Origin of the sequence: Streptomyces sp. S3(2020), from assembly GCF_013044505.1 — a bacterium.
GTDB lineage: Bacteria > Actinomycetota > Actinomycetes > Streptomycetales > Streptomycetaceae > Streptomyces.
Genome location: NZ_JABERD010000028.1, coordinates 26154 through 52085, shown reverse-complemented (window position 1 = coordinate 52085; position 25932 = coordinate 26154). Strand labels below are relative to the sequence as shown.

The 25932-nt window shown below is 70.1% G+C and carries 24 protein-coding genes; 18 read left to right on the top strand and 6 right to left on the bottom strand.

Going from position 1 to position 25932, the window contains the following annotated elements; all coding sequences use genetic code 11:
* Positions 1 to 7: 7 nt before the first annotated feature.
* Positions 8 to 190, bottom strand: a complete 183-nt coding sequence (locus tag HLK59_RS12325) for a DUF5999 family protein (protein WP_171141409.1) — start codon at positions 188 to 190, stop codon at positions 8 to 10.
* Between the two features lie 236 nt (positions 191 to 426).
* Here HLK59_RS12325 and HLK59_RS12320 point away from each other — a divergent pair, with 236 nt between their 5' ends.
* Positions 427 to 855, top strand: coding sequence for a DUF6299 family protein (locus HLK59_RS12320; protein ID WP_171141429.1), 429 nt, complete (start codon positions 427 to 429; stop codon positions 853 to 855).
* On the opposite strand, the gene HLK59_RS12315 is transcribed toward HLK59_RS12320, so the two are convergent.
* Positions 836 to 1999 (bottom strand): helix-turn-helix domain-containing protein, encoded by a 1164-nt coding sequence (locus HLK59_RS12315; protein WP_171141408.1) that lies wholly within the window; start codon positions 1997 to 1999, stop codon positions 836 to 838. The genes HLK59_RS12320 and HLK59_RS12315 overlap by 20 nt on opposite strands.
* A gap of 220 nt (positions 2000 to 2219) precedes the next feature.
* Between HLK59_RS12315 and HLK59_RS12310 the strand changes: the two genes are divergently transcribed.
* Complete coding sequence (locus HLK59_RS12310; protein WP_171141407.1) at positions 2220 to 4007, top strand: FAD-binding dehydrogenase; 1788 nt, start codon at positions 2220 to 2222, stop codon at positions 4005 to 4007.
* Between the two features lie 79 nt (positions 4008 to 4086).
* Here the strand turns inward: HLK59_RS12310 and HLK59_RS12305 are convergent, their stop codons facing one another.
* The 4 genes from HLK59_RS12305 to HLK59_RS12290 all read right to left on the bottom strand — a co-directional run bounded on the left by HLK59_RS12305 (position 4087) and on the right by HLK59_RS12290 (position 8198).
* Positions 4087 to 5118 (bottom strand): LacI family DNA-binding transcriptional regulator, encoded by a 1032-nt coding sequence (locus HLK59_RS12305; RefSeq protein WP_171141406.1) that lies wholly within the window; start codon positions 5116 to 5118, stop codon positions 4087 to 4089.
* A gap of 73 nt (positions 5119 to 5191) precedes the next feature.
* Positions 5192 to 6028: an ATP-binding cassette domain-containing protein gene (locus HLK59_RS12300; RefSeq protein ID WP_171141405.1), complete on the bottom strand. Its 837-nt coding sequence runs from the start codon at positions 6026 to 6028 to the stop codon at positions 5192 to 5194.
* On the bottom strand, positions 6025 to 7032 hold the full coding sequence (locus tag HLK59_RS12295; RefSeq protein ID WP_171141404.1) for an ABC transporter permease: 1008 nt from the start codon (positions 7030 to 7032) through the stop codon (positions 6025 to 6027). Before HLK59_RS12295 ends, HLK59_RS12300 begins: the two co-directional genes overlap by 4 nt.
* A gap of 143 nt (positions 7033 to 7175) precedes the next feature.
* On the bottom strand, positions 7176 to 8198 hold the full coding sequence (locus tag HLK59_RS12290; RefSeq protein ID WP_171141403.1) for a sugar ABC transporter substrate-binding protein: 1023 nt from the start codon (positions 8196 to 8198) through the stop codon (positions 7176 to 7178).
* Between the two features lie 257 nt (positions 8199 to 8455).
* On the opposite strand from HLK59_RS12290, the gene HLK59_RS12285 reads away from it, so the two are divergent.
* The 16 genes from HLK59_RS12285 (at position 8456) to HLK59_RS12205 (ending at position 25760) form a co-directional block, all read left to right on the top strand.
* Entirely contained in the window at positions 8456 to 9418 is a 963-nt protein-coding gene (locus HLK59_RS12285; protein WP_171141428.1) for a carbohydrate kinase, read from the top strand.
* Positions 9419 to 9632: 214 nt separating this feature from the next.
* Positions 9633 to 12278 (top strand): GH32 C-terminal domain-containing protein, encoded by a 2646-nt coding sequence (locus HLK59_RS12280; RefSeq protein WP_171141402.1) that lies wholly within the window; start codon positions 9633 to 9635, stop codon positions 12276 to 12278.
* Positions 12241 to 12534 (top strand): antibiotic biosynthesis monooxygenase family protein, encoded by a 294-nt coding sequence (locus tag HLK59_RS12275; RefSeq protein WP_171141401.1) that lies wholly within the window; start codon positions 12241 to 12243, stop codon positions 12532 to 12534. The genes HLK59_RS12280 and HLK59_RS12275 overlap by 38 nt, the downstream gene beginning before the upstream one ends.
* A 161-nt stretch (positions 12535 to 12695) precedes the next feature.
* Positions 12696 to 13583 carry a helix-turn-helix transcriptional regulator gene (locus tag HLK59_RS12270; RefSeq protein WP_171141400.1) on the top strand — a complete coding sequence of 296 codons (888 nt, stop codon included), beginning with the start codon at positions 12696 to 12698 and terminating at the stop codon, positions 13581 to 13583.
* Positions 13580 to 13771, top strand: a complete 192-nt coding sequence (locus HLK59_RS12265) for a DUF397 domain-containing protein (RefSeq protein ID WP_171141399.1) — start codon at positions 13580 to 13582, stop codon at positions 13769 to 13771. Before HLK59_RS12270 ends, HLK59_RS12265 begins: the two co-directional genes overlap by 4 nt.
* 363 nt (positions 13772 to 14134) lie before the next feature.
* The gene (locus tag HLK59_RS12255; protein WP_240982359.1) at positions 14135 to 15280 is read left to right on the top strand and encodes a hypothetical protein; all 1146 of its coding nucleotides are present in this window, start codon (positions 14135 to 14137) and stop codon (positions 15278 to 15280) included.
* Positions 15281 to 15584: 304 nt separating this feature from the next.
* Complete coding sequence (locus HLK59_RS12250) at positions 15585 to 16601, top strand: GlxA family transcriptional regulator (RefSeq protein ID WP_206327049.1); 1017 nt, start codon at positions 15585 to 15587, stop codon at positions 16599 to 16601.
* Positions 16602 to 16837: 236 nt separating this feature from the next.
* Entirely contained in the window at positions 16838 to 17908 is a 1071-nt protein-coding gene (locus HLK59_RS12245) for an ABC transporter substrate-binding protein (RefSeq protein WP_240982360.1), read from the top strand.
* Complete coding sequence (locus tag HLK59_RS12240) at positions 17889 to 18920, top strand: iron ABC transporter permease (protein ID WP_171141398.1); 1032 nt, start codon at positions 17889 to 17891, stop codon at positions 18918 to 18920. Before HLK59_RS12245 ends, HLK59_RS12240 begins: the two co-directional genes overlap by 20 nt.
* A complete protein-coding gene (locus HLK59_RS12235; RefSeq protein WP_171141397.1) occupies positions 18917 to 19705 on the top strand; it encodes an ABC transporter ATP-binding protein in 789 nt (262 codons plus the stop codon). The genes HLK59_RS12240 and HLK59_RS12235 overlap by 4 nt, the downstream gene beginning before the upstream one ends.
* A gap of 162 nt (positions 19706 to 19867) precedes the next feature.
* The gene (locus tag HLK59_RS12230; RefSeq protein WP_171141396.1) at positions 19868 to 20497 is read left to right on the top strand and encodes a DJ-1/PfpI family protein; all 630 of its coding nucleotides are present in this window, start codon (positions 19868 to 19870) and stop codon (positions 20495 to 20497) included.
* A 190-nt stretch (positions 20498 to 20687) separates the two neighbouring features.
* Complete coding sequence (locus tag HLK59_RS12225) at positions 20688 to 21674, top strand: DJ-1/PfpI family protein (protein ID WP_171141395.1); 987 nt, start codon at positions 20688 to 20690, stop codon at positions 21672 to 21674.
* Between the two features lie 177 nt (positions 21675 to 21851).
* Complete coding sequence (locus tag HLK59_RS12220) at positions 21852 to 22097, top strand: hypothetical protein (RefSeq protein WP_171141394.1); 246 nt, start codon at positions 21852 to 21854, stop codon at positions 22095 to 22097.
* Positions 22097 to 24376 carry a heavy metal translocating P-type ATPase gene (locus HLK59_RS12215; protein ID WP_171141393.1) on the top strand — a complete coding sequence of 760 codons (2280 nt, stop codon included), beginning with the start codon at positions 22097 to 22099 and terminating at the stop codon, positions 24374 to 24376. The genes HLK59_RS12220 and HLK59_RS12215 overlap by 1 nt, the downstream gene beginning before the upstream one ends.
* On the top strand, positions 24373 to 24915 hold the full coding sequence (locus HLK59_RS12210) for a copper chaperone PCu(A)C (protein WP_171141392.1): 543 nt from the start codon (positions 24373 to 24375) through the stop codon (positions 24913 to 24915). Before HLK59_RS12215 ends, HLK59_RS12210 begins: the two co-directional genes overlap by 4 nt.
* 134 nt (positions 24916 to 25049) lie before the next feature.
* Positions 25050 to 25760 (top strand): hypothetical protein, encoded by a 711-nt coding sequence (locus HLK59_RS12205; RefSeq protein WP_171141391.1) that lies wholly within the window; start codon positions 25050 to 25052, stop codon positions 25758 to 25760.
* Positions 25761 to 25932 lie beyond the last annotated feature (172 nt).

The window sequence follows — 25932 nt, the reverse complement described above, 5'->3', positions numbered from 1 at the left end:
CCGGGAATCAGGCCGCCATGGCCAGTCGCTCGACCGGGCCCACGGCGCTGCCGTCCGGCCGCAGCTCACCCGTGTCGTCGAAGACGATCGCCCCGTCGCACAACAGGCTCCACCCCTGCTCGGGATGGGCGGCCACGACGTGCGGCGCGGCGGTGTCGGAGGCAGGGCACGAAGGCTGGTGGGAACACATGGCGCACCTCCACATCGGAGGACGATCCGTACGGGTCGTCCGTATGGATAGACCATGCTCCCGCCGGGAACTCATCGGAACGGCCGGACGCCAACCGTGACAACACGCGGACAACACCAGGACCGATCCACGATGACCGCCGCGGACTCGCCACCGAAGGAGTGACGGTCACACCCCTCGGGGCGCCCGAGCGGTACGAGTGGGGGATCCCGTACCGCTATTCGGAAGGCATCCCCATGCCCGTACGCCCCGCCATCGCCCTCTCCGTCGCCGTCGCCGCGCTGCTCCTCCTGGCCGCGGCCCCCACCGCCACCGCCGACCCCTACGAGACGGTCACCGTCGACCCGGCGGGCAGCATCGCCGCCGACGGCACGGTCACCCTCTCCGGCACCTACCGCTGTCTCGGCAACTCGGGCCCGGTCTTCGTGAGTTCCTCCGTGGGCCAGAAGTCCCCGTCCGTCCGCCACGGCATCGGCGGCACCCAGGCCGTGTGCGACGGCGCCGAGCACCGCTGGGAGAACACGGGCAAGCCCTCGCCCGGAGCGCTGGAGCCGGGCGCGGCCCAGGTCGAGGCCACCGTCATGGAACTCGCCCCCCAGGGCGGCCTGCCGCTGCCCCGGTTCCACGCGTCCCGGCAGCAGGACGTCACGCTGACCGAGGGCTGACCTCCAGCCAGGTGGTGAGCGCCCACCGCCAGTGCAGCGTGTGCAGTGGCCCCGAACCGCCGTCCGCGAGCGGCTCGTTCAGTGATCCGGCAGTGATCTCCCGGAGCCTGCCGAGCCGGTAGCGGACGGTGTTGGGGTGGGTGAACAGGGCGGCGGCCGTCTGGTCGAGACGGCGGCCGTTGTCCAGGTACGTCAGCGCGGTGAGCGCCAGTTGGCGGTGGAAGTCGTCGGCGGGGTTGAGCGCGCCCAGCAGCTCGCGGCTCAGATACGCCCCCAGCAGCGGCTGTTCCGCCAGAGCGATCTCGGCGGCGAAGTCCGTGAGGTCGTACAGGCCCTGCCGGCCCTGCCGCCGTGCGATGTCCAGCGCGCGCACGCACAGCCGGTACAGCGCGCGCAGTTCGGGCGGGGGAGCGGCCGGTGCGACCACCACCAGAGCGCCCGGATCGATCTCCGCCGGCGACGGCGGTCTCGGACACAGCCCGGCCAGATGCCCCTCCACGACCGCCGTCGCCGCGCGCAGCGCGGGCAGTGCGTGCGGGTCCACGGGGTCGGCGGCGAGGCAGTGGTACAGGCCCCCGGCGTTCGGCCGCAGCCCCGCCCGCGCCAACTCCGCCGCGGGCGGCACCAGTCCGCCGAGCAGCAGCTGGCCCAGCAGCCGGGTGCGCAGGGCGCCGGTCTCGCGCGGCGGTTCCTGCTCGGCGGCCCGGTAGCCGTTGACGACATGCCGTTCGACCGTGTCGCCGTACTCCTTCATCCGCAGCACCACGGAGAGCAGTACGGCGTCGGAGACGCCCGCCGAGCGGCAGCGCTCCAGGGTGATCTCGACCGCGCGTGTGAGCCCGGCCTGTACTCCGCGCAGTACGGCGGTCATCGGGACGCCCTGGACCGCGCGGTCGGCGCCGAGGAGCAGCGCGGCGGCGAAGTCCTGGTCGGCCAGGGCCTCCACCTGGTCGAAGGTGGTGAACCAGGCGCCGGCCGCGCGGATCAGCGCGGTGACGTGCGAGCGGGTCTCGGCCTCGGTGAGCCGGGCCAGTTCGGGGGAGCGGGTGCGGGCCGCGAGCACCAACTCGCCGCAGACGTCCGTGTCGACGGCCATGGCGCGCAGGACCTCGATGACCGGCTCGGGTTCGTGGACGACGGTCATGGGCCCCTCCCCGCGGAGTCCGAGCTGTGTGGCCGGGCCACAACGAAGCGGCGTCGGCGTTGACGTCCGGCGACTACCGCGTCGGCTTGGAGAGCTGTTTACCTTGTGGGCTACCGACGGTAACAGCACACCTCGCGCATCAACACCCCCATAAAGCTTCCCCCATGCTTCCCCCGCGTTCCCTCCCGCACCCGCAGTGCCGCTACCTGGAAGGCGCCCCATGGAGAACACGGACAACACGGCCTCGTCGGCCGGTCTCACCCGCCGCCGCGCCCTCACCGCAGCCGGTGGTGCCCTCGCCGCCGCCTATCTCGCCGGGGCCGTGCCGGCGTCCGCCGCCGAGTCGCAGGACGCGGACGCGATCGTCGTCGGGCACGGTCTCGCGGGACTCGTCGCCACGGCCGAACTCGCCGCCGCGGGACACAAGGTGCTCCTCCTCGACCAGGAGCCGGAGGCGAGCCTGGGCGGCCAGGCGTTCTGGTCCTTCGGCGGCCTGTTCTTCGTCGACTCCGCCGAGCAGCGCCTGATGGGTGTCAAGGACTCCCACGACCTGGCCTGGCAGGACTGGCTGGGCACGGCCGGTTTCGACCGCGGCATCGCCGACCCGGCCGGGCAGGACTACTGGGCGTACAAGTGGGCCGAGGCGTATGTGGACTTCGCGTCCGGTGAGAAGCGCTCCTGGCTCGCCGGGCTCGGCATGCAGTGGTTCCCGATCGTCGGCTGGGCCGAGCGCGGCGGCGGTCTCGCGGACGGGCACGGCAACTCCGTGCCTCGCTTCCACGTCACCTGGGGCACCGGACCCGCGGTGGTGGAGCCCTTCGAGAAGAAGGTCCGCGCGGCGGTGTCCGCCGGCAACGTGACCTTCAAGTTCCGCCACCGGGTGGACGGGCTGGTGACCACCGCGGGGGCCGTCACCGGCGTACGCGGCGCGATCCTGGAGCCGAGCAGTGTCGCCCGCGGAAAGTCCAGTTCCCGCACGGTGGTCGGCGAGTTCGAGCTGCGCGCCCCGGTCGTGATCGTCACCTCAGGCGGCATCGGCGCCAACCACGATCTCGTCCGCGCGAATTGGCCCGCCCGGATGGGCACGCCCCCCAAGTCGATGATCACCGGTGTGCCCGCGCACGTGGACGGCCGGATGCTGGCCATCACCGAGCAGGCCGGCGGCCGCATCGTCAACCCCGACCGCATGTGGCACTACACCGAGGGTCTCCAGAACTACGACCCGATCTGGCCCAAGCACGGCATCCGCATCCTGCCCGGCCCGTCCTCGATGTGGTTCGACGCCACCGGCAAGCGGTTCTCCAGCCCCGACATCCCGGGCTACGACACCCTCCACACCCTCAAGACGATCACCGACACCGGCTACGACTACTCGTGGTTCGTCACCACGCAGAAGATCATCGCGAAGGAGTTCGCGCTGTCGGGCTCGGAGCAGAACCCCGACCTGACCAACAAGGACATCTGGATGCTGCTGTCCCGCATCTGGCAGACCCCGGAACCGATCGAGCGGTTCAAGAAGAACGGGGCCGACTTCGTCGTCGCGGACAACCTGACCGCGCTCGTCGCGGGAATGAACAAGCTGACCGGCGACAACCTGATCGACCTCACCGACCTCAAGCGCCAGATCGACGCCCGGGACCGCGAGATCGACAACCCGTACACCAAGGACGCCCAGGTCATGGGCATCCGCAACGCCCTCAACTACCCCGGGGACACGCTGAGTCGTACGGCGGCCATCCACAAGATCACGGATTCGAGTGCCGGTCCGCTGATCGCCGTACGCCTCAACATCCTCACCCGCAAGACCCTCGGGGGCCTCCAGACCGACCTCTCCGGCCGCGTCCTCCACCAGTCCGGTAACCCCATACCGGGCCTGTACGCGGCCGGGGAGGTCGCCGGCTTCGGCGGCGGCGGAGTCCACGGCTACCGCTCCCTGGAGGGCACCTTCCTCGGCGGCTGCCTGTTCTCGGGCCGACAGGCGGGGAAGGCGGCGGCCGCGGCGCTCTGACCCATGGATGCGAGAACGGCCCCGCGTACGCGGGGCCGTTCTCGTGATGCCTGCGTCCTCTTGGTGCCGTCCGGCGATGTCATGCCCCGTGCTGTGCGGCAGGCGGATGTTCGCCCGAACCGCGGCTGAGCAGCTGGGTGGGGATGGTGACGGTGCGAGCGCGGGAGCGGTCGCCGTCGAGGCGGGCCAGGGCGGTCGCTGCGGCTGCCCTGCCGATTTCTTCAGGGTTCTGGGCGACGACGGTCAGGGCCGGTTCGAGGGCCTCGGCGAGCGCCACGTCGTCGAAGGCGACGACCGCGACGTCCTTGCGCTTGCTGCGGGCGAGTTCGGTGACTATGCCCAGCGCGACGATGTTGTTGCCGGCGAACAGGGCGGTGGGGGGATCCGCCAGGTCCAGCAGCTGGGCCGTGGCGGCTGAGGCACCGTGCTGGTCATGGGCGTTCGTGACCAACGAGCGGTCGTGGGCGAGACCCGCTTCCTTCAGGGCCTCCCGATAGCCGGCCAGCCGCTCGCGGCGGGTGTACAGCTTCGTGGGCAGGTCGCCGACGAAGCCGATGCGCCGGTGTCCGTGGGCGATCAGATGGGCGACGCCGTCGTGCGCGCCCGTGCGGTTGGTGCTGACGACGCTGTCCGTGGTCAGTCCCACTCCAGGCCGGTCGAGGAAGACGATGGGCAGCCCGGCGTCGCGTTGGGACTTGAGGTGGGAGTGGTTCGCGCCGACGGACGGCACGACCATGAGGACACTGATCCGGCGGGCGAGGAACTTGTCCGTCAGGGCGCGTTCGCGGTCGGGGTCGTCCGCGGAGGACCCCATGAGGAGGGTCAGGCCGCGGTCCCCGACGCTGTCCTCGATACCGCGGGCCACGGCGCCGAAGAAGGGGTTGGCGAGGTCCGGGATGACGAGTCCTACGGTGGTGTCGGGTCCGCCGACGCGGATGTTGCGTGCCATGAGGTTCGGCTGGAAGCCCAGCCGGGCTACGGCGGCGAGTACCTGTTCCCTGGTCTGCGCGGAGGCGGGTCCGTCCTCGTTGAGGACGCGGGAGACGGTCTTGGCGCTGACACCCACCTCGCGGGCGACGTCGGCCAGGGTGGGGCGGCGGTTCGCTGCCATGGAGGACACGGTCTCCTTGCTCGTCGGTTCCGGCCTCGGCCTCGGCCGGAACCCGTAGCTGCTGAAGGTGTGGTCAGTTGGCCTGGACACCTACGGCCTTGGCGGCCTCGGAATCCGTGATGACCGTACCTCCGGCCGCGTCGACGGTGAGCGCGCCGGTCATGATGGCGACGACTTCGGCCATGGAGTAGTCGGAGGGCTTGATCACGGCGGCCCGTCGGCCCAGCCGGTGGACGTGGATGCGGTCGGCGATCTCGAAGACATGGGGCATGTTGTGGCTGATCAGGACGACCGGCATGCCCTTGTCGCGGACCCGGCGGATCAGGTCGAGCACCTGGCCGGACTCCTTGACACCGAGGGCGGCGGTGGGTTCGTCCATCACGACGACGCTGCTCGCCCAGGCGACGGACCGGGCGACCGCGACGGCCTGCCGCTGCCCGCCGGAGAGGGTCTCCACCGACTGGGTCAGCGAGCGCAGCCCGATCTTCAGATCGGCCATGTGCTCGGCGGCCTCCTGCCGCATGCGCTTCTTGTCCAGCATCCGGAAGACACTGCCGAGGACACCGGGGCGCCTCAGTTCCCGCCCGAGGAACATGTTCGAGGCGATGTCCATGGAGGCGGCCACGGCGAGGTCCTGGTACACCGTCTCGATACCGTGGGCGCGGGCGCTCTGCGGACCGGAGAAAGTGATGGGGTCGCCATTGAGGCGTATCTCGCCCTCGTCGGGGGTCACCGCGCCGGTGAGCGCCTTGATGAGGCTGGTCTTGCCGGCGCCGTTGTCGCCGATGACGGCGAGGACCTCACCGGGCAGCAGATCGAAGTCGGCGCCGTCGATGGCGGTGACCTGGCCGTAGCGCTTGACCAGACCGCGGGCCTGCAGCACGGGCGTGGGGGAGGACATGGCGCTCATCGGGTCTTCTTCCGGGAGATCTGGTCGACGGTCACCGCGAGGATCACCAGCACACCGGTGATCAGGGTCTGGTAGATGGAGGCGACGCCCATCAGCTGGAGTCCGTTGCGGAACACACCGACGATGAGGACGCCGATGAACGTGCCGAGGACCGAGCCCCGGCCGCCGAACAGGCTGGTCCCGCCGAGGACGACGGCGGTGATGCTGTCGAGGTTGTCGGTCTGCCCGGCCTGCGGGTCGCCGACCCCGGTACGGGAGATGAGCAGCAGGGCGGCGACGCCGTACAGCAGACCTGCCACGGTGTAGATGCCGATGGTGAGCCGGGAGGTGCGGATGCCGTTCAGCCGGGCGGCTTCCTGGCTGTTGCCCAGGGCGTAGACGTGCCGGCCCCAGCCGGTGGAGCTGAGCGCGTAGGCGAAGGCGAGGAACAGGGCGATGGTGACCAGAGAGCCGTAGGTGATGTCGGTGTGGCCGAGCGGGAAGGTCTGCCCGAGGGCGGTCAGCGGGCCGGGCAGGCTGGTGACCGTCTGTTCCTCGGAGTAGATGTGGGTCAGTGCGAAGGCCACGTTGAGCATGCCGAGGGTGACGATGAACGGCGGCAGCGGGATCTTCTGCACCAGCAGCCCGTTCAGCAGCCCGAAACCGCCGCAGACCACCAGGCCCAGCGCGATCGCGAACAGCGGGGGCAGGGAACCCTCGGCCGCCATCTTGGCGATCACGATGCTGCCGAACGCCATCACGGCACCGCACGACAGGTCGATGCCCGCCGTGAGGATGATCAGGGTCTGCCCGATGGCGAGGGTGCCGACCACCATGACCTGCTGCACGATCAGCGAGAAGTTCCCGCCGGTGAGGAACTGGTCGGTCGAGAACGAGAAGAAGACACAGGCCAGCAGCAGGGCGGCCAGCGGGCCGGTGGTCGGCTGCGTGAGCAGTCTGCGGGCCAGGGTCGGTGCCTTGACTTCGGCGTACGGCGTCGAGGGTGGCGTGGACGTGGCAGTCATGCGAAGTCCTTGTCGGAAGGCGGAAGTCCTTGTCGGCCCCCGCTGGGGGACAAGGAGGCGAGGGGGCGGCCGTCCCGGGTCGGGGAGGTGGGTCCGGCCGCCCCGCTGAGGGGGAGAGACGGGTCGTGGGACCGACGGGCGGCTCAGCCCCAGCAGTTCTCCAGGCCGAACGCCGTGTCCTTCGAGTCGACCCCGGTCTGCGGCTTGTCGGTGATCAGCGTGACGCCGGTGTCGGTGTAACCGGACGCCTTCTTGCCGCCCTTGGCGTACGTCACGACCGCCTCGACGCCCTGGGCCGCCATCTTCAGCGGGTACTGCTGAGAGGTCGCGGCGATCTTGCCGTCCTTGACCGCCTGGGTACCGGTGCAGCCGCCGTCGACGGAGACGATCAGGACGTCCTTCTCCCGGCCCTTGGCCTTCAGCGCGGTGTACGCGCCGAGCGCGGCGGGCTCGTTGATCGTGTAGACGACGTTGATGTCCGGCTCCTTCTGGAGGCAGTTCTCCATCGCCGTCTGGCCCTTGGCCTGGTCGCCGCCGGTGTCCTGGGCACAGACCACGTCGCTGTCGGTGGCGCCGAAGCCCTTGAGGAACCCGTCGTGCCGCTGGACGCCGACGGAGACGCCCGGCGCGAGGTCGAGCGCGGCTATCTTCGCCGTCTTGCCCGCCATGGCCGCCTTCGCGTACTCGCCGATCAGCTCACCGGCCTTGACGTTGTCGGTGGCGAAGAGGGCGTCGACCGCGCTCTCCGGCTCGGTCGGCGTGTCCAGCGCGATGACCAGCACACCCTTGGCCTGGGCCTTCGCGATCGCGGGCACGATCGCCTTGGAGTCGCTCGGGGTGATCAGGATGCCCTTCACACCGGCGGCGACCATGTTCTCGATCGCGGTGATCTGCCCGGCGTTGTCCCCGTCGAACTTGCCGGCCGCGGTCATCAGCTCGACGCCCTCGGACTTCGCGGTCTTCTCCGCGCCCTCCTTCATCTTCACGAAGAACGGGTTGGTGTCGGTCTTGGTGATCAGACCGACCTTGACGTCGCCCGAACCGGAACTGGCCGAACCCGATCCGGAACCGGAGCCGGACCCGCAGGCCGTGAGGGTGAGGGCCGCGACGCCCGTGACGGCGGCGGCTCTGAGGAGGGAGGAGGACAGGCGCGTGGTGCGAGACATGGACGACTCCTGTGGATAGCGGGCGGCACAGGGCAGGGTGCGGGCATGCCACCCCCGGTGTCACCGTTGACTTATGTCATCGTTGACACCGCATGGCGAGGATGATGGACTCCGTCTCCCGGCAACGTCAATGCCTTCCGCCCGTCACAAATAGGCAACGCCCCGACAGCCGTCGGCCGTGGGGTCGGCCGGAGGCAGGCGTGCGCCGCACCCTGCCCGCGCTGTCCGCCCGCACCGCTCCGAGAGAAGAGCCGCACATGAGCCCGCACCGGATCACCGTTCTCGGAGAGTGCGTCGCCGACGCCTTCACCGAGCCGTCGAGCGCCGCGAACGAACTCGCCCTGCGGGTGCTGCCGGGCGGCGGACCCGCGAACACGGCGGTGGCTCTGGCCCGCCTCGGTACCCCGGCCCGCCTCCTCGCACGGCTGTCCGGCGATGTGTTCGGCCGCCTGTTCCGCGCCCACCTCCAGGCGTCCGGCGTCGACCTCTCGGACGCCGTCGAGGCCGCCGAGCCCAGCACGCTGGCCGTGGCCGAACTGGACGCCCACGGGCAGGCCGCGTTCTCCTTCCACGCGCAGAACACGGCCGACTGGCAGTGGACTCCGAAGGAACTGGCGGGAGTCGACCTCTCCGGCACCTCCTGCCTGCACACCGGCTCACTCGCCCTGGTCAGGGAGCCCGGCGCGGCAGTGGTGGAGGAGTTCCTGGCCGGGGCCTCGGCCGGGGCCACCATCAGCGTCGACCCCAATGTCCGCCCCCTGCTGGTGCATCCGGACGTCTACCGCGCCCGGTTGCCCCACTGGTGCGCCCTCGCCGACATCCTGCGCCTCAGCGAGGACGACCTGGAGATTCTCCTGCCGGGTACCGAGCCGGAGAAGGCGTGCGACCTGTGGCACGCGGCCGGAGCACGGCTGGTCGTGATCACGCGCGGCGCCGACGGCGCTCTGGTCTCGCTCGACGGCGAACGGGTGGCGGTGCCCGCGGTGGCGACGCCGGTCGTCGACACCGTGGGAGCGGGGGACTCGTTCACCGCGGGGCTGCTGCACCACCTCGGAGCCCGCGGACTTCTCGGCGGCCGGCTCGCCGCCCTGCGCCTCGACGATGTAGCGGAAGCCGCCCGCTTCGCCGCCCTGGTAGCGGCTCTGACCTGCTCGGTCGCCGGCCCCAACCCGCCGTGGCGGGACCAGTTGGCACAGCTCGCGACAGCCGACATCGTCTGACGGGCAGCCAGGCCGCACCGGGGAATCCCGCCCGAGGCGTTGACGTGTCGGCTGACTTACGTTCATCATCGGGCCACTTGATGTCAGCGTTGACACCAGTCAACGTTGACACGCCCTGGTCGGTGGTGTGGACGACATCGCGGACCGGGGCGAGACATTCTCGGGCCGCCCGCCGCAGGCTGTGCTGCGTGGAGCCCGCGGCACAGGAGACACCATGACTTCTGGACGTGCATCCCGGCATGCCCGGCTGCGAACGCCCCTTGTGGCGGCGGCCGTCTGCGCGCTGTTCGCCGCCCTGCTCACTCCCGCCCTGCCTGCCCCGCAGGCCGTCGCGGCCGACACCGCGGCGTACTCCGAGACGTATCGCCCCCAGTTCCACTTCACTCCGGAGAAGAACTGGATGAACGACCCCAACGGCCTTGTGTACTACGAGGGTGAGTACCACCTCTTCTACCAGTACAACCCGAACGGCAACTCGTGGGCCGACATGTCCTGGGGCCACGCGGTGAGCACCGACCTCGTCCACTGGCAGGAGTTGCCGGTCGCTCTGTCGAACGACGGCCAGGAGATGGTCTTCTCCGGCAGCGCGGTCGTCGACAAGAACAACACCACGGGTTTCGGTACCGCCGCGAACCCGCCCATGGTGGCGATCTACACCAGCTACAACAACTCGACGGGCATACAGTCACAGGCACTTGCCTACAGCGTCGACCGCGGCCGGACCTGGACCAAGTACCAGGGCAACCCCGTCCTCGACATCGGCTCACGGGACTTCCGCGACCCCAAGGTCCAGTGGTACGAGCCCACCAAGAGCTGGCTGATGACGGTGTCGCTGTCCGCCGAGCACAAGGTGCTGTTCTACTCCTCCAAGAACCTCAAGGACTGGACGCGGCTCAGTGAGTTCGGCCCGGCCGGTGCGACGGGCGGGGTGTGGGAGTGCCCCGACCTGTTCCCGCTGGCCGTCGACGGGGACCCGGACAACATCAAGTGGGTTCTGGTCGTCAACCTCAACCCCGGTGGCATCGCGGGCGGTTCGGCGGCCCAGTACTTCGTCGGCGACTTCGACGGCACGACGTTCACCGCTGACGACGACGGCTCCTACACCCCGCCCGCCGGGACCGTCGTACAGGACTTCGAGGGCACGGGCTTCGGTGCGTGGACGGCCACGGGCACCGCGTTCGGTTCGGGACCGGCGGCCGGGACGCTCGCCGGGCAGCAGACCGTCAGCGGCTTCGACGGGACGGGCCTCGCCAACAGCTTCCACTCCGGGGACGCCACCATCGGCACCCTCACCTCGCCCGCCTTCACCGTCGACAGCCCCTACCTGAACTTCAAGGTCGGCGGCGGCCGGCACCCGCACCGACCCGGGCAGATCCTCGCCGACTTCGAGGACGGCACCTACGGCGACTGGACGGCGACCGGCACCGCGTTCGGCTCGGCACCGGCCACCGGCACCCTCCCCGGCCAGCAGCAGGTCTCCGGCTTCCAGGGCGGCGGGCTGGTCAACACCTTCCTGAACGGCGACGCCACCACCGGCACCCTCACCTCGCCCGAGTTCACCATCGACAAGCGCTACGTCAACTTCCGCATCGGCGGCGGCAACCACCCCGTCGGCTCCGCGAACCCCACCGCCCTCGAACTCCTCGTGGACGGCGAGGTCGTGCGCAGCGCCACCGGGAAGGATGCCGAGGCACTGGACACGGCCTCCTGGGACGTCAGAGACCTCACCGGCAAGAAGGCCCAGATCAGGGTGGTCGACGACAACACCGGCGGCTGGGGCCACATCAACGCCGATCAGATCGTGCTGTCCGACACCCAGGCCAAGGCCGGCACCGAGGAGACCTCCGTCAACCTGGTCGTCGACGGCCAGGTCGTCCGCAGCGCGACCGGCTCCGACAGCGAGACCCTCGACTGGGCCTCCTTCGACATGCGCCCCTACCTCGGCAAGGAGGCGCGGATCCAGCTCGTCGACATGAACACCGGCGGCTGGGGCCACATCCTCGCCGACCGGTTCACCGAGGCAAGCACCCCCGCCCTCTCCGTCCTGCAACGCGCGAGCTGGGCCGACTACGGCAAGGACTACTACGCGGCCGTGTCCTGGGAGGACGCCCCGGACGGCAAGCGGTACATGATCGGCTGGATGAGCAACTGGGACTACGCCGGCGCTGTCCCCACCACCCCCTGGCGCGGCGCGCAGAGCATCCCCCGCGAGGTGGCGCTGCGCACCGTCGACGGCCAAGTCCGGCTGACCAGCGAACCGGTGAGCAGCGTGGAGTCCCTGCGTCAGGCATCCCCGGCGACCGCGACCCCCACCACCGTGACGAACACGTCGACGGCACTGATCGGTCCCGCCGCCGAAGGCAAGTCACTCGACATCGAGGCCACCTTCACCCTCGACAGCGCCGAACGCTTCGGCCTCAAGGTGCGCACCGGCGCCGACGGCGAGGAAACCGTCATCGGCTACGACACCACGACCCAGGAGCTGTACGTCGACCGCACCCTCTCCGGCGCCGTGGACTTCAACAGCACCTTCCCCGGCATCCAGACCGCACCCCTGAAGCCGACGAACGGCAGGATCACCTTGCGGATCCTCGTCGACTGGTCGTCCGTCGAGGTCTTCGGCGGCGACGGCGAAGCCGTGATCACCGACCAGATCTTCCCCGACCCCGCCAGCCAGGGAGTGCAGGTCTTCGCCGAGAACGGCTCGGTGAAGCTGAACAAGGCCACCGTCTGGCACCTCGACCCCACCACGACTGACACGACCACCACGACCACCACTACGGCCGCACGCCACAACAACCATCACACAAGGACACGACACAGTGAAGAAGACCCTGCTCGCAGAGTTCACCGCCCGTGAAGGCGCACAGGACGAGGTCGCCCGCCTGATCGGGGACTACGCCCGCACTGTCCGCGAGGAAGAAGGCAACCTCACCTTCGACGTCTACACCAAGGCCGCCGCCCCGCGCGCCTACTGGATCTTCGAGGTCTACCGCGACGAGGACGCCTTCCAGGCACACCTGAAGGCCCCCTACGGCCCCCCGTTCAACACCGCACTCACTCCGCTCATCGAGGAGGACGCCTCCGTCCTGACGTTCCTCGATCCGACGGCGTGACCTCGGCGTCCGCGCGTCGTCCGGGTAGGGCTGCGCGCGGGCGCCGCGCCCCGTACGCGGAGTCAGCGTACGGGCACGCGGAGTAGACAGTACGCGCGTGGGGCCGTCACGCTGAGTGGTGGCGTGTGCGGCAGCGAACGGGCTGGAGAGAGGGGCGGCGGATGGACATCGTCGAAGTCGGGCAAGAGGCGGGCGCGGAGGACGGCGTCCGGGCGGTTTCGGCGGGGGAGTGGGAGCGGGAGCCTCATCCGTCGGACAGTCTGCGCACGTTCGGGGCGGTCGTGCAGGCGTTACGTGAGCACGCGGGGCTCAGCCGGGAAGAGCTCGCCGCGATCGTCCAGTTCTCCAAGCACACCGTGGAGTCCGTGGAGTTGGGACGCCGGATGCCGGACGAGGCGTTCATCGAGCGCGCGGAGGGGGCGCTGGGCGGCACGGGCGCGTTGAGGCGGGCGGCTCGCCATCTCAGCCGGGGCGAGGTGGGTCTTGCGGCTTGGTTCCGGCGGTGGGCTCGGCTGGAGCGGGAGGCGGTGAGCCTGTGTACGTACGAATGTCGGCTGGTGCCGGGGTTGTTGCAGTCGGAGGCGTATGCGCGGGCGGTGTTCGAGGGCACGATTCCGCTGCGGACCGATGGGGAGTTGGAGGAGCAGTTCGCCGCGCGGATGGAGCGGCAGCGGATGATGGGTGAACGGCCCACCGTGCCCTTCAGCTTCATCGTGGAAGAGCATGTCTTCCGGCGGCGGTTCGGGGACGCGGAGGCGATGCGCGGGTTGGTGGATCATGTGTTGGAGCGGAGCGCTCCGCGTAATGTGACGCTTCAATTGGTGCCGTTGGAGGCTGGGTTGCACCCGTGCCTGGATGGGCCGGTGCGGATCTTGGAGACCCCGGCGGGTCAGCGGCTCGGGTACTCCGAGGGGCAGGAGAACGGCCGGTTGATCTCGGACCGAAAAGAGGTGAGCCTGCTCTGCCAGCGCTATGAAACACTGCGCTCGCAGGCCCTGGGTCCCAAGGAATCCAGGGACTTGCTGGAGCGACTGCGAGGAGAGCTATGAGTAGCGGTACGACGGAACTCGCCTGGTTCAAGTCCAGTTACAGCGGCAGCCAGGGCGACGACTGCGTGGAGATCGCGATCGCCGAACAGGCCGTTCACGTACGGGACTCCAAGGACGTGTCCCGCTCGCCCTTCGCCGTGGGGCGTGAGCAGTGGGCGCCGTTCGTACGGTTTGTGGCCGGGCGCTGATCGCTGACGCCGCCGCGCCCCTCCAGCCCTGCGTGGACACAGGTCGGGATGGGTGCGACGGCGTTCCTGCGAGGGCCGCTCAGATGTCCCGGAAGAGACCAGCGGACGCGGTGACCTGCCGCGATGAATGGGCTGTGGTCGCTGACCTGCACGAATGACCTTTCGGCTATTTCATGCTCGTGCTGCTTGATGGGGCCGGAAGTCCCAGAAAAGTCCCAGGGGACTCCCACTGCTGACGGGCGCCTTTCGGCTCTGTACGCCAGTACGGACTCGTCGAACGATCTCGTTTTCAGCGCGGGTGGTGGAGCCTGGATGTCGAGTGACTGGCGCTCGGCCGATACCTTGCGGGATGGTGGGGTCCTGATGATCGACGACGACTCTGCGGCCGCTGATGGCAGTGAGCTGGCAGCGCCCGTCAGCCCCCGGATGCCCTACAGCGAGAGGCCCGTCGCGCGGGCCCGGCGGGCGAAGGCTCATGAGCTGATCGAGCGGCTCGTCGCCGAGGGCCGCGTTCGGATCACCGACCCTGACGATGACGAGGTCGCGGAGTGGCGGCGCGTCGTCAACTACGCGAAACGGCATGGTCTGGAACCAGCGGGCAAGCGCATCGAGAAGGTTCCGTACGTTGCGCCGGGGCTGGAACTGTTCCTTGCGGATGGCCCGCATCCCAATGCGCGGGGTCAACGGCCGAAGGAAAGTGGGGATCCGGTCCCCGTTCCCTCACGGCTGGGGAACCTCCATCCGATCGTCACCGCGCTCAAAGACGACGAGCGCCGACGACTCATCATGCCTTCGGGGCTCCGCCGAAGGTCGCTTCTCCTGCTGCAGGGACTGTCGGCTGAGGCGGTCCGGCGAGGGTATGAGGTGCGGAAGGCCCACTCGTTCCTTCACCCACGCGAGGGCGGAGTGGACATTGCTGTCGACGGCCTCGCCTACACCGTCAGTGTCAGGCAGGAGTTCCCACAGTCCACAGATCCCGACCGCTCGTCTCGCCTCGTCGTGGAGGTCGCTCACGGCCTGACCGACCGGCCCGGTCGCTGGCGAGATCGGAAGACCCGGACGCTCGAAGAGGCCCTGGACGCGGTCCTTGGAGAGATCGAGGCACGAGCCGCACAAGACGCTCGGCGCAGGCAGGACGAGCAGCGAGCCATTGCGGAACGCGAAGTTCGCTGGCGAGCGGCCGTGGAGGTGGCGAAAGAACAGGCTGTTCGCGAACAACTTGCCCAGGCACTACGCGAAGAGGCCGGGCGCTGGCAGGAGTCCGCTGCCCTCAGCGCGTACTGCACGGCCTTGGAACGTCGGATTGGCGAGCTTCACGGTGTTGCGGACGAGCCGGCTCTGAGCCGGGCCCGGCGCTGGTTGGAGTGGGCAAGGGCGTACGCGAGGTCGATCGACCCCTTGAGCGACCTTCCGAAAATGCCGGACACACGCGAACCCACGCCGGAGGAACTCAAGCCGTATCTCAGGGGATGGAGCCCTGACGGGCCGGAGCGGCGGGGCGGTCGGTGACGCGCATAGATGTAGTTCGCCGACCTGCTGCCGACGAGGGGACGTGGTGGAGTTCAGGTTCCCTATGTGTAGCGGGTGACTTGGCGTCACTTCGCTAGTCCGGCAAACATGCAGGTCAACGAGGTCTGACCTTTTCGGGGCAGGCCCCTGGATATTGCCGTGCTGGACGTTGACGACCTGGGGGACGTCGCGGGTGGCCCTGGCGTGGTCTGAGGGCGCTGAGCCGGTTCGGCGGGGTCCTGACGGGCCTGCCTGCCGACGGGTACTCAGCCAGGTGTGACGACGCGGTAGCCTCGGCGGAGTGATGAGCCCTTCCGGCGATGCCGGTGTCGCCCGGGTGGGAACCCAGTCGGTACTGGTCGTGCTGTTCGACGGCGTGCAGCCCCTCGACGTGGCAGGGCCCGTGGACGTGTTCTCGGTGGCGGCGCGCTTCACCGGAAGCGTGGACACGCCGCCTTATGTCATTCGAACGGCTTCCGTCGGAGGCGAGGCCGTGCGCGCCGCCGGTGGTCTGCGACTGGTTCCCGACCTCGATCTGGCCGATGCAGAGGATCCCGACCTCCTGCTCGTACCGGGTGGGCCGGGCGTGGGGGACGTCGACGAGCGACTCGTGGCATGGCTCCGTGAGCGTGCTCCTCGCGTGAGACGTGTGATGTCCGTGTGCACCGGGGCGTATCTCCTTGCCGAGGCCGGACTGCTCGACGGCCGCCGGGCGACGACGCACTGGGAATCCTGTGACTACCTCGCGAGCAGGTTTCCCCGGGTCGAGGTCGATCCGGTGCCGATCTTCGTCCGGGACGGGCCGATCTCCACGTCGGCTGGAGTGACCGCCGGCGTGGACCTCGCCATCGCCCTGGTCGAGGAGGACTTCGGTCGCGCGGTGGCGCACGAGATCGCGCGGCTGCTGGTGGTCTACCTGCGCCGGCCGGGCAACCAGGCCCAGTTCAGCGTGCAGCTCTCGGCGCAGGTCGCCCGTTCGGATCCGCTGCGTGAGGTCCAGTACTGGGCCGCCGCGAACCCGGCATCCGACCTCTCGGTTCCGGCCTTGGCGGGGCGGGCGGGCCTGTCCCCCCGCCAGTTCGCCCGTGCCTTCACCGAGCAGGTCGGGACGACCCCGGGCCGCTACGTGGATCTTCTGCGCCTGGAGACCGCGCAGCGCCTGCTGACGGACACCCGAGACGGTGTGACGCGTATCGCGCGTGCCTGCGGATACGGGACGCCGGAAGCGATGCGTCTGGCGTTCCTGCGCGAACTCGACGTATCGCCCACGGAGTACCGCCGTACGTTCGGGAAGCCGTCGACGCCCCACTCCGCTCCCTGATAGGACGGACTCCTCCTTCGCCTCCCCCGATCCGGGAGACGGCAGATTTCTTGGGCTGTGTGACATCGACGACCTGACGCGGCGCTCATACGCTCGGTGAGGGTTTCAGATGGCGCTCACCTGTGGACCGCCAAGACCTGACCCGGTCTGCCTGTGAATTCCTGAAAGTAGATGTGCAGATGCCTTTGACATTCCTCCGGTCCTTTCGGCCCGGAGCAAAACGGTGTGCTGTCGTGATGGTCTCCGTCGTGCTGAGCCTGTCAGCCGCGGGGTGCGGCTCCGGTGACTCGGCGGGGTCTGGTTCGGACGCCACGGTGGCTGCGGGGACAAGTGCCGCACCGACCAGGACGTCGTATCCGCTGACGATTGACAACTGCGGCCAGAAGGTGACATTCGACGCCCCGCCCAAACGTGTACTTATCATGAACGGCGCGTCCGTCGGAGAGGTGGAGACCTACGTCCTTCTCGGCCTTCAGACCCGTATTCTCGCGAACGCGCAACGCGTTACCATTTCCGACGACCCGAAGATGGTCGCGGAGGTCGCGAAACTGCCGACCCGGGGTGTCGAGTGGAACAAGAACTTCGATGTTCCCGCCGAGAAGGTGCTCGATCTCAAGCCCGACCTCGTGGTGTCGACGTGGAGCGGCGGGTTCAACGCGAAGAGTGGATTCGCCACCCGGGAGCAATTGGCGAACGTCGGGATCAAGTCGTACGTCAACCCGGTCGACTGCGCTTACGGGGCGACGAACCCGTCGGCCCGGGACCAGGCTGTCTACGAACGTCAGTCGATCGAGTCGACCTTTGATTTCATCCGGCAGACCGGGGTCGTCTTCGACGAGCAGCAGAAGGCCGCGGACCTCGTCGAGCGGCTCGAGAAGCGGATTTCGTCCGTCAGGAATCGGGTCGAGGGCGAGGACCGCAAGAAGGTGTTGCTGGTGTATCCCGGCATGGCGATGATGAGCGCCAACGACTTGCCCGCCGTGTTCTCCGGCGGTGTCTACGACGACATCATCGAGGCCGCGGGCGGCGAGAACGCCTTTCCCAGCGACAAGCCGAATCCGGAGCTGACCTCGAACCTGAGCGCCGAGGCGCTGGCATCCGCCGATGTCGACGTGCTGGTGATCGGACTGTCCGACCCGTCCGAAAAGGACAAGGTGAAGCAACTCGCCGACGGGCTGTTCAAGAAGTACCCGCAATGGGAGGCGTCGAAGACCAAGACGTACACCAGCGTCTCGGACGGGGCGTTCATCGGGCCGACGAACGCGTTCGCGGTGGAGAAGATCGCCGATGCGGCGCATCCTCGGTAGGCCGGTCCTCCTGTACGCGACGCTCGCCGTGGCGCTCGTGGCGGCTGTCACCGCCGCGGTGTCCATGGGCACGGTCACCGTCTCTGCGCATGACGTGTGGCAGGTGATCCTGCGTCACATGACGGGCGACACGGCGGGCCTGGACCCGCTCCAGGAGCAGATCGTCTGGGAGCTGCGACTGCCGCGCGTCCTCGTGGCCGCGGTGGTCGGCGCCGGGCTGAGCGTCATCGGGGTCGGGCTGCAGGCGCTGGTACGCAATCCACTCGCGGATCCCTACATGCTGGGGATCACTCCCGGCGCGTCTCTGGGGGCCGTGCTGGTGCTGGCGATGGGCTCCGCGGCGTTCGGCGGGCTGGGCGCGACGGGCGGCGCCTTCGCCGCGGCGGTGCTCACCATGGCCACGGTGTTCCTGATCGCCCAGCGAAGCGGACAGCTGACCGACACGCGGTTGATCCTCGCCGGCGTCGCCGTGGGGTATCTCGCGGTCGCCGCCACGAGTTTCGTGCAGTTGCAGACGAACCCGAACCAGCTCGCCGGCATCATGTTCTGGCTCATGGGCAGCCTCGCCGGGGCCGCATGGTCCGACCTTCGCATACCGGCCGTCGCGCTCGCGCTGGGCGCCGTCTGGCTGTTCGCCCAGGGGCGTGCCCTCAACGCGCTCATGGTCGGCGACGATGCGGCGGCCGGGCTCGGGGTCGACGTGCACCGCTTCCGACGCAGACTGCTCGTGGTGACGTCGCTGATGACCGCGACCGTCGTCGTGGTCGCCGGCGGGCTCGGCTTCGTCGGACTGGTGATCCCCCACATCGCCCGCCTCGTCGTGGGCGCCGAACACCGGCGTGTCCTGCCGACGTCCCTGCTCGTGGGCGCGACCTTCCTGGTGCTCGTCGACCTTGCGAGCCGAACGGTCGCCCGCCCCAACGAACTGCCGGCCGGCATCTTCACGGCAGGCATCGGTGTGCCGGTGCTGCTGTGGCTGCTGCGCCGTACCAGGCGGGGGGAGCAGGCGTGACGCGGCTGGAGTTCGACGGCGTCAGCATCGACATCGCCTCGGCCCGGATCGTCTCCGACGTGTCGCTGCGTATCGAGCCGGGTGAGCTGGTCGGGCTCGTCGGCCCCAACGGCAGCGGGAAGTCCACGCTCCTGCGCAGCGCCTACCGGGTGCTGCGGCCGAGCGGCGGGGCGGCGCTGATCGGCGGTGAGAGCGTGTGGAGCCTGTCCGCGCGTGAGGTCGCCCGCCGTCGCGCGATCGTCACCCAGCACACCGTCCTCGGCGCCGAGTTCTCCGTAGAGGAGGTCGTCGCCATGGGCCGCACCCCGCGCAAGGGCACGCTCGACCGTGACACCGCGTGTGACCAACGGATCATCGAGCGGGCACTGGACGACGTACACATGCGCTGGGCGGCCCGGCGATGGTTCACGACGCTCTCCGGCGGCGAACAGCAGCGTGTCCTGCTCGCCCGCGCGCTCGCGCAGGAAGCCGGGCTGCTGATCCTCGACGAGCCGACCAACCACCTCGACGTGCGCGCGCAGTTCGAGGTCCTGGACCTGATCCGGCAGTTGAGGATGACGACGCTGACGGCACTGCACGATCTCGACCACGCGGTCTCGTACTGCGATCGCGTCGCGGTCATGGCGGAGGGCAGGCTTGTCGCGGTGGGCGTTCCGACCGACGTGCTGACGCCCGACCTGGTGCACGACGTGTTCGGGGTGCGCGCGGTGCTCGACACCCACCCGATCACGGGCCGGCCCCGTATTGCCGTCGCCTCCTCGTCCGATCCGGGGCCCAGGGGATGACGCATCGCTTCGGACCCACCGCGTCGGCCGCCGACCACTTCGTCGTCCGTCTCGGTGTGAAGGCCCCCGAACAACCATGTCAACGGCGGTTGTCCGCGTGGACGGACGCATGTCGTCCGCTCGGGCCGATCCGCCACCACAGCAACCGAAGGAGCCACCCGTATGAAGGTCGCGATCGTTCTCTATCCCGGTTTCACCGCGCTGGACGTCATCGGACCCTATGAGGTCCTGGGCCGCCTCCCGGACACCGAGGTCGTCTTCGTCGCCGAGCGTCCGGGGCTTGTCCGCAACGACTTGGGCAGTCTGTCGGTCGATATCGTCGCACGCCTCGCCGACGTGCCGGACCCGGACGTGGTGATCGTCGGCGGAGGCCCGGGGCAGGCGCAGCAGATGGCCGACGGAAGCCTGCACGAGTGGCTGCGCACGGCCGACCGGACGGCCACGTGGACGACGTCCGTCTGCACGGGCTCCCTGATCCTCGCCGCCGCCGGAGTCCTCGACGGCCGTCGGGCGACGACCCACTGGGGCGCGCTCGATCACCTCGCCGGGTTCGGTGCGATTCCGACGCACGAGCGGGTCGTCATCGACGGTCACTACGCGACCGCGGCAGGCGTCTCGGCGGGCATCGACATGGCTCTGACCCTGGCGGGCCTGATCGCGGGTGACGACGTGGCGCAGGCCCTTCAGCTCCTCATCGAGTACGCGCCGGAGCCGCCGTACCACGCGGGATCCCGGGACTCCGCTCCCGCGGAGGTCGTGGAGAAGCTGTTCGCGCTGTTCCCGCCCGAGTGACGGTGGGGATTGGTGCGGGAGGCCAAGTGGCTCGTCGGCCGGGTGCGCCCCCGGCGGCAGTCCCTCGTGTGGCGCGCGCCACACGAGGGTTCGGGAACCCGGACCCCTGGCTGTCCGACTCCTGGATGGACGGCCGCTCGTTGGAGGGCCGCTCGTGGCCGGAAGCCGAGTGGACCTGCCGGGAGGCGAGATGAACCGTTCGGTCGGGAGCGGGGAACGGCGTGGAGTGCTCTTTCCTCTGTTCGACGGGGTTCAGAGTCTGACCTTCTCGGGTCCCGCCGATGTTTTCTGCGCGGCCAACGCGGCCACCGAGCCGGATCCGGCGAGCGGGACCGCGTCGGGCTACGAGGTGCTGACGGCGTCCCGTGGCGGTGCTGCCGTCCGTACGTCCAGCGGGCTGCGGGTGGTGCCGGATCTGGCCTTCGAGGACGTGACCGATGTCCACACGGTGATCCTGCCCGGCACGGAGGGCATCCCTGTCCTCGACGAGGAGACCGTCGCGGCGATCGGTGTCCTGGCCGGGAGGGCACGGAGGGTGGCGTCCGTGTGCACGGGTGCCTTCCTGCTCGCCGCGACCGGTCTGCTCCACGGCCGCAGGGCGGCCACGCACTGGGAGCATGCCGAGGAACTCCGCCGCCGCCATCCGGCCGTCGAGGTCCACGTCCGGGACACCGTGGTCCGTGACGGTCCCGTCACGACGGCGGGCGGCATCGCGTCCGGCGTCGACCTGGCTCTGGCTCTGGTGGAAGAGGACATGGGCCGGGAAGCCGCCCACACGGTCGCCCGGTACCTGGTCACCCACATGCGGGTGCCGGGCGGGCAGGCCCAGTTCGCCGACCTTCACGCCCCGCAGGCGCGGAACGCCGCCCTGCGTGAGGTGCAGCGCAGGGTCCTCGCCCACCCCGAAGCGGATCTGACGGTGCGCTCCCTGTCCCGGCACGCGGGTCTGTCCGAGCGGCATCTCTCCCGCCTGTTCCGGGAGCAGACCGGCATGTCCGCGAGGGTGTACGTGGAACGTGCCCGAGTGGCGGTCGCGTCGCGCTTGTTGACCGAGACGCTGCGCAGTGCCGAAACCGTCGCGGAGGAGGCCGGATTCGGTACCGCTGCCACGATGGGCCATGCCTTTCACCGGGTCCTGGGCATCTCACCGCTCGATCAGCGGGAGCGGTTCTCCTGATACGGCTCCGATGTCTCTCGGGATGCCATGGAGTGCGGCCCGCGGCATCGCATGTGTGATGCAAGTCACGATTTCCTGTCGGAACTCGCTGCTCCGACGACACGACTACTGGAGCGACACGGCTACAACTGCCGTCTTCTGCGCAATGGTTCGACGCGACCAGGAAAGAGGCCGGCCATGGCCGATGTCCCGCTGTCACCCCGCTCCGCCGGTGTGACCACCCGCAGACTGCTTCCACCGCCCGCGCTCTGCGGCTTCCTGCTCCTGCTGGTCCTGGTCTTCTCGGTGTCCTACGCCGTCGGATCGGCGGCCGGACCGGTGGCGCCCGGCATCCACGGCACCGGGGGAACGGCAGGAACAGGTGGCGGCGGTGACGGTGGCATGGACGACATGCCGGGTATGAGTCACGGGAGCGGTGAGTGATGGCGGGCGAACCGACGGCGAGCCTGGTGGTCACGGACATCACCGTGGGCGGGATGACCTGCGCGGCCTGTGTGCGGCGAGTCGAGAAGAAGCTCGCCAAGCTGGAGGGCGTCACGGCCACGGTCAACCTGGCCACGGGGCTGGCGCGGGTCAGCCATCCTGCCGGTGTCGCGCCGCAGGACCTGGTGACCGCGGTGGAGCAGGCCGGGTACCAGGCCGCGCTGCCCGACGACGGGGCGGACGACGAGGAGGCGGACGAAGGCGACGCCGAGGCCCGCAGTGAGCGGGAACGGCTTCTGGTCACCGCGTTGCTGGCGGTGCCGGTGCTGGTGCTTTCGATGGTGCCGGCGCTCCAGTTCCGCAACTGGCAGTGGCTGTGCTTCGTCCTGGCAGCCCCGGTGGCGGTGTGGAGCGCCTGGCCCTTCCACATCAGGGCTCTACGAGGGCTTCGTCACTCCACGGCCACCATGGACACCCTGGTCTCGCTCGGTGTGGTGGCGTCCTTCTCCTGGTCGGTCTACGCGCTGTTCCTGGGCGGAGCGGGTGAGCCCGGGATGCGGATGTCGTTCAGTCTGGTGCCCTCGGCATCGGAGGGCATGGCGCACCTGTATCTCGAAGCCGCGGTGAGCGTGCCCCTCTTCGTGCTGACCGGCCGGTACCTGGAGGGCAGGGCGCGGCGCGGGACCGGCGCGGCGCTGCGGTCACTGGCCGAGCTAGCGGCCAAGAAGGTGTCCGTCCGCGACGGGCACGGCGAGCGGTCGATCCCCATCGAGCAGCTGGGCGTGGGGCAGGTCTTCGTGGTGCGTCCCGGTGAGCGGGTCGCCACCGACGGGCGCGTCACGGAAGGCAGTTCGGCCGTGGACCTGTCCCTGGTCACCGGCGAGAGCGAGCCGGTGGAGGTGAGTCCCGGTTCGGCCCTGGTGGGCGGCGCCGTCAACGCGGGCGGGCTGCTGCTCGTCGAGGCGACCGCGGTCGGCGCGGACACCCAGCTGGCCCGGATCACCCGCCTGGTGACGGAGGCGCAGGCGGGCAAGGCGCGGGCGCAGCGGCTGGCCGACGCGGTCGCCGGGGTGTTCGTCCCCGTGGTGCTGGCGATCGCGGTGACCGTGCTGGGATTCTGGCTGGGAGCTGGAGCCGACCCGCAGGCGGCGCTCACCGCCTGCGTCGCCGTTCTGGTCGTGGCCTGCCCGTGTGCGCTGGGGCTGGCCACGCCGACCGCGCTGATGGCCGCCACCGGGCGCGGGGCCCAATTGGGCGTGCTGGTGAGCGGACCGCAGACGCTGGAGGCATTGCAGCACGTGGACACGGTCGTCCTCGACAAGACCGGCACGCTGACCACCGGGCACATGACGGTCGCCAAGGTCACCGCGCTGCCGGGCAAGCTCGGGCAGGACGAGGTGGTACGGCTGGCCGGGGCCGTGGAGCAGGGCTCCGAGCACCCGATCGGGCGGGCGGTGACCGCCTACGCACGCCGTACGGGAGAGGCCGAAGCGCTGCCGGGGGTGACGGAGTTCGCCGCGGTGCCGGGGCACGGGGTCAGCGGCCGGGTGGAGGGCGTCGCGGTCGAGGTGGTCACACCGGACGGCAAGCTGCCCCGCGCACTGGCCAAGGCCCTGGCCGAGGCGGAGGAGGCCGCGCACACACCGGTCCTGGTGACGGTCGACGGCCGGGCCAAGGCTTTGATCGCCGTCGGTGACCTGTTGCGCCCCGGGAGCTACCGGGCGGTGGAGCGGCTGCGGCGGCTCGGCATCCGCACGGTGCTCGCCACCGGCGACCGCAGGGCACCCGCCGACGCCGTCGCCGGCGCGCTCGGTATCGACGAGGTGCACGCCCGTTGCTCCCCGGAGGACAAGGCCGCCCTCGTGCGGGAGTTGAGGGAGGAGGGCGCCCGGGTCGCGGTGGTCGGCGACGGTGTGAACGATGCCGCCGCGCTCGCCGAAGCCGACCTCGGCATCGCCATGGGCAGCGGCACCGACGTGGCCATCGGCGCGGCCGACCTGACGCTGGCGCGCGGGGACATCGAGGCGCTCGTCGACGCGGTGCGGCTCGCCCGGCGCACGCTGGGCACGATCCGGGCCAACCTGGCGTGGGCGTTCGGCTACAACGTCGTCACCGTGCCACTGGCCATGGTCGGCCTGCTCGATCCCATGGTCGCCGCGGCGGCGATGTCGATGAGCTCGGTGCTGGTGGTCGCCAACAGCCTTCGGCTGCGCGGCTGGCAGCCCTCCCCGGCACGTGGCCATCAGGGTCCGCGGCGCGCTCAGGCGGGTGTCCGATGAGGTGGATCTCGGAGTGGGTGCCCTTCCCGGAAGGTCTTGACAGGCGGCGGCTGCGGGACGGGGCGCTCGCGGCCCTGGTGCCGGTCGCCGCGTGCAGCGTGGCCCTGGCGGGCCTGACCGCCTGGGTCGGCACGGGACGGGCCGGTACTCCGGCGCGCGTCAGCGTCGCGGGAGGGAAGATCCTGCTGCCGTCCGCCGGGGTCCCGGAGACCGCAGCGTTCTTCGACATATCCAACGGGGGCGGTTCGGCCGACACCCTGGTCCGGGTCACGGCACGGGGCGTCTCCGGTGAGGTGACGCTCTCCCGGCACCGGATGCAGCAGGGCAACGCGGCCTACCGGTCGCAGATCGACTCCGTCTCCGTCGCGGCGGGAGACAGCCTCTCCATGTCGCCGAGCGGGGTCGACCTGACGGTGCCCGTGCCGGCGGCCGGGTGGGAGTCGGGTGACCTCGTGTCGTTCACCCTGGAGTTCCGGCGCAGCGGCCCCGTGAAGGCGCTGGCCGTCGTCGTGCAGCCAGGCTCGGTGTCGTTGCAGTAGTCGCCTTCCGCGCCCCCCGGGTTCCCGTGCAGTGGCTGTGACGTGAGTCACCCCCTCGTGAGTGAGGTGGAGGGAGGGGGTTCGTGCGTACCCCCTGACGACGATCGAACGCCGGGTGCGAGGATGAGCGGGCTATGACTGTCCGAGGGTGGTGCCGCGCGGTGCGGGCCGGCGTGTTCGCCGCCGTCTGCGTGCTGCTCGCCGCCCTCGCGCACGCGACCATGTCGGGGGTTCCCGTCCCCTGGTGGGCCATGTCCGCCGGGGGCGTCGCGACCGCCGTGGCGGGCTGGCTGCTCGCCGGGCGGGAGCGAGGCCGGACCCTGGTCGTCGCGGTCGTGACCGCCGTACAGGCCGTGCTCCACGAGAGCTTCGAACGGGCGCAGACGCTCGCGTCCGCGCCGGAGTCCCGCCCCGCCGCCTCGACGGGCACGGGGGCCATGGACATGCACTCCATGGGCTCCATGGACATGGGATCCCCAGGCATGGGTTCCATGGGCGGGATGGACATGGGGGCCGGCACCCACGCGGTTCACGGCATGGCCGGCCTCGGCCACGTGCACGGCATGAGCGGTGCCGCCTCGGTCGGCATGCTCGCCGCGCACCTCCTGGCCGCGGTCCTGTGCGGGCTGTGGCTGGCCCACGGCGAGCGGGCCGTCTTCAGGGTCCTGCGGGCTGCGGCCTCCTGGCTGGCGGCGCCCCTGCGGCTGCTGCTCGCGCTGCCCGCGCCCGCGGACCGTCCGTCCGTGCGCGGGCGCCGCACCGCCGTCGTCGACGCCCCGGTGCGGCTGCTCCTGTGTTCTTCCCTCACCTTCCGTGGGCCACCCGCGGGTGCCGCTGTCGTCTGAGACAGCCGGATCCACCCGGAGCCACCTCGCCTCCCGTCCCGTGGCGCCCTCGCGCGCGGGATCGCGGCGCACTGCTCGTCCCGCCGCCGTGCCGCGGCGGCGAGCACCAGTCCTCAGGGCTCCGGGTATCGCCGTACCTCTCGCGTACGGACGCACCCATGTCCCGGTGAGC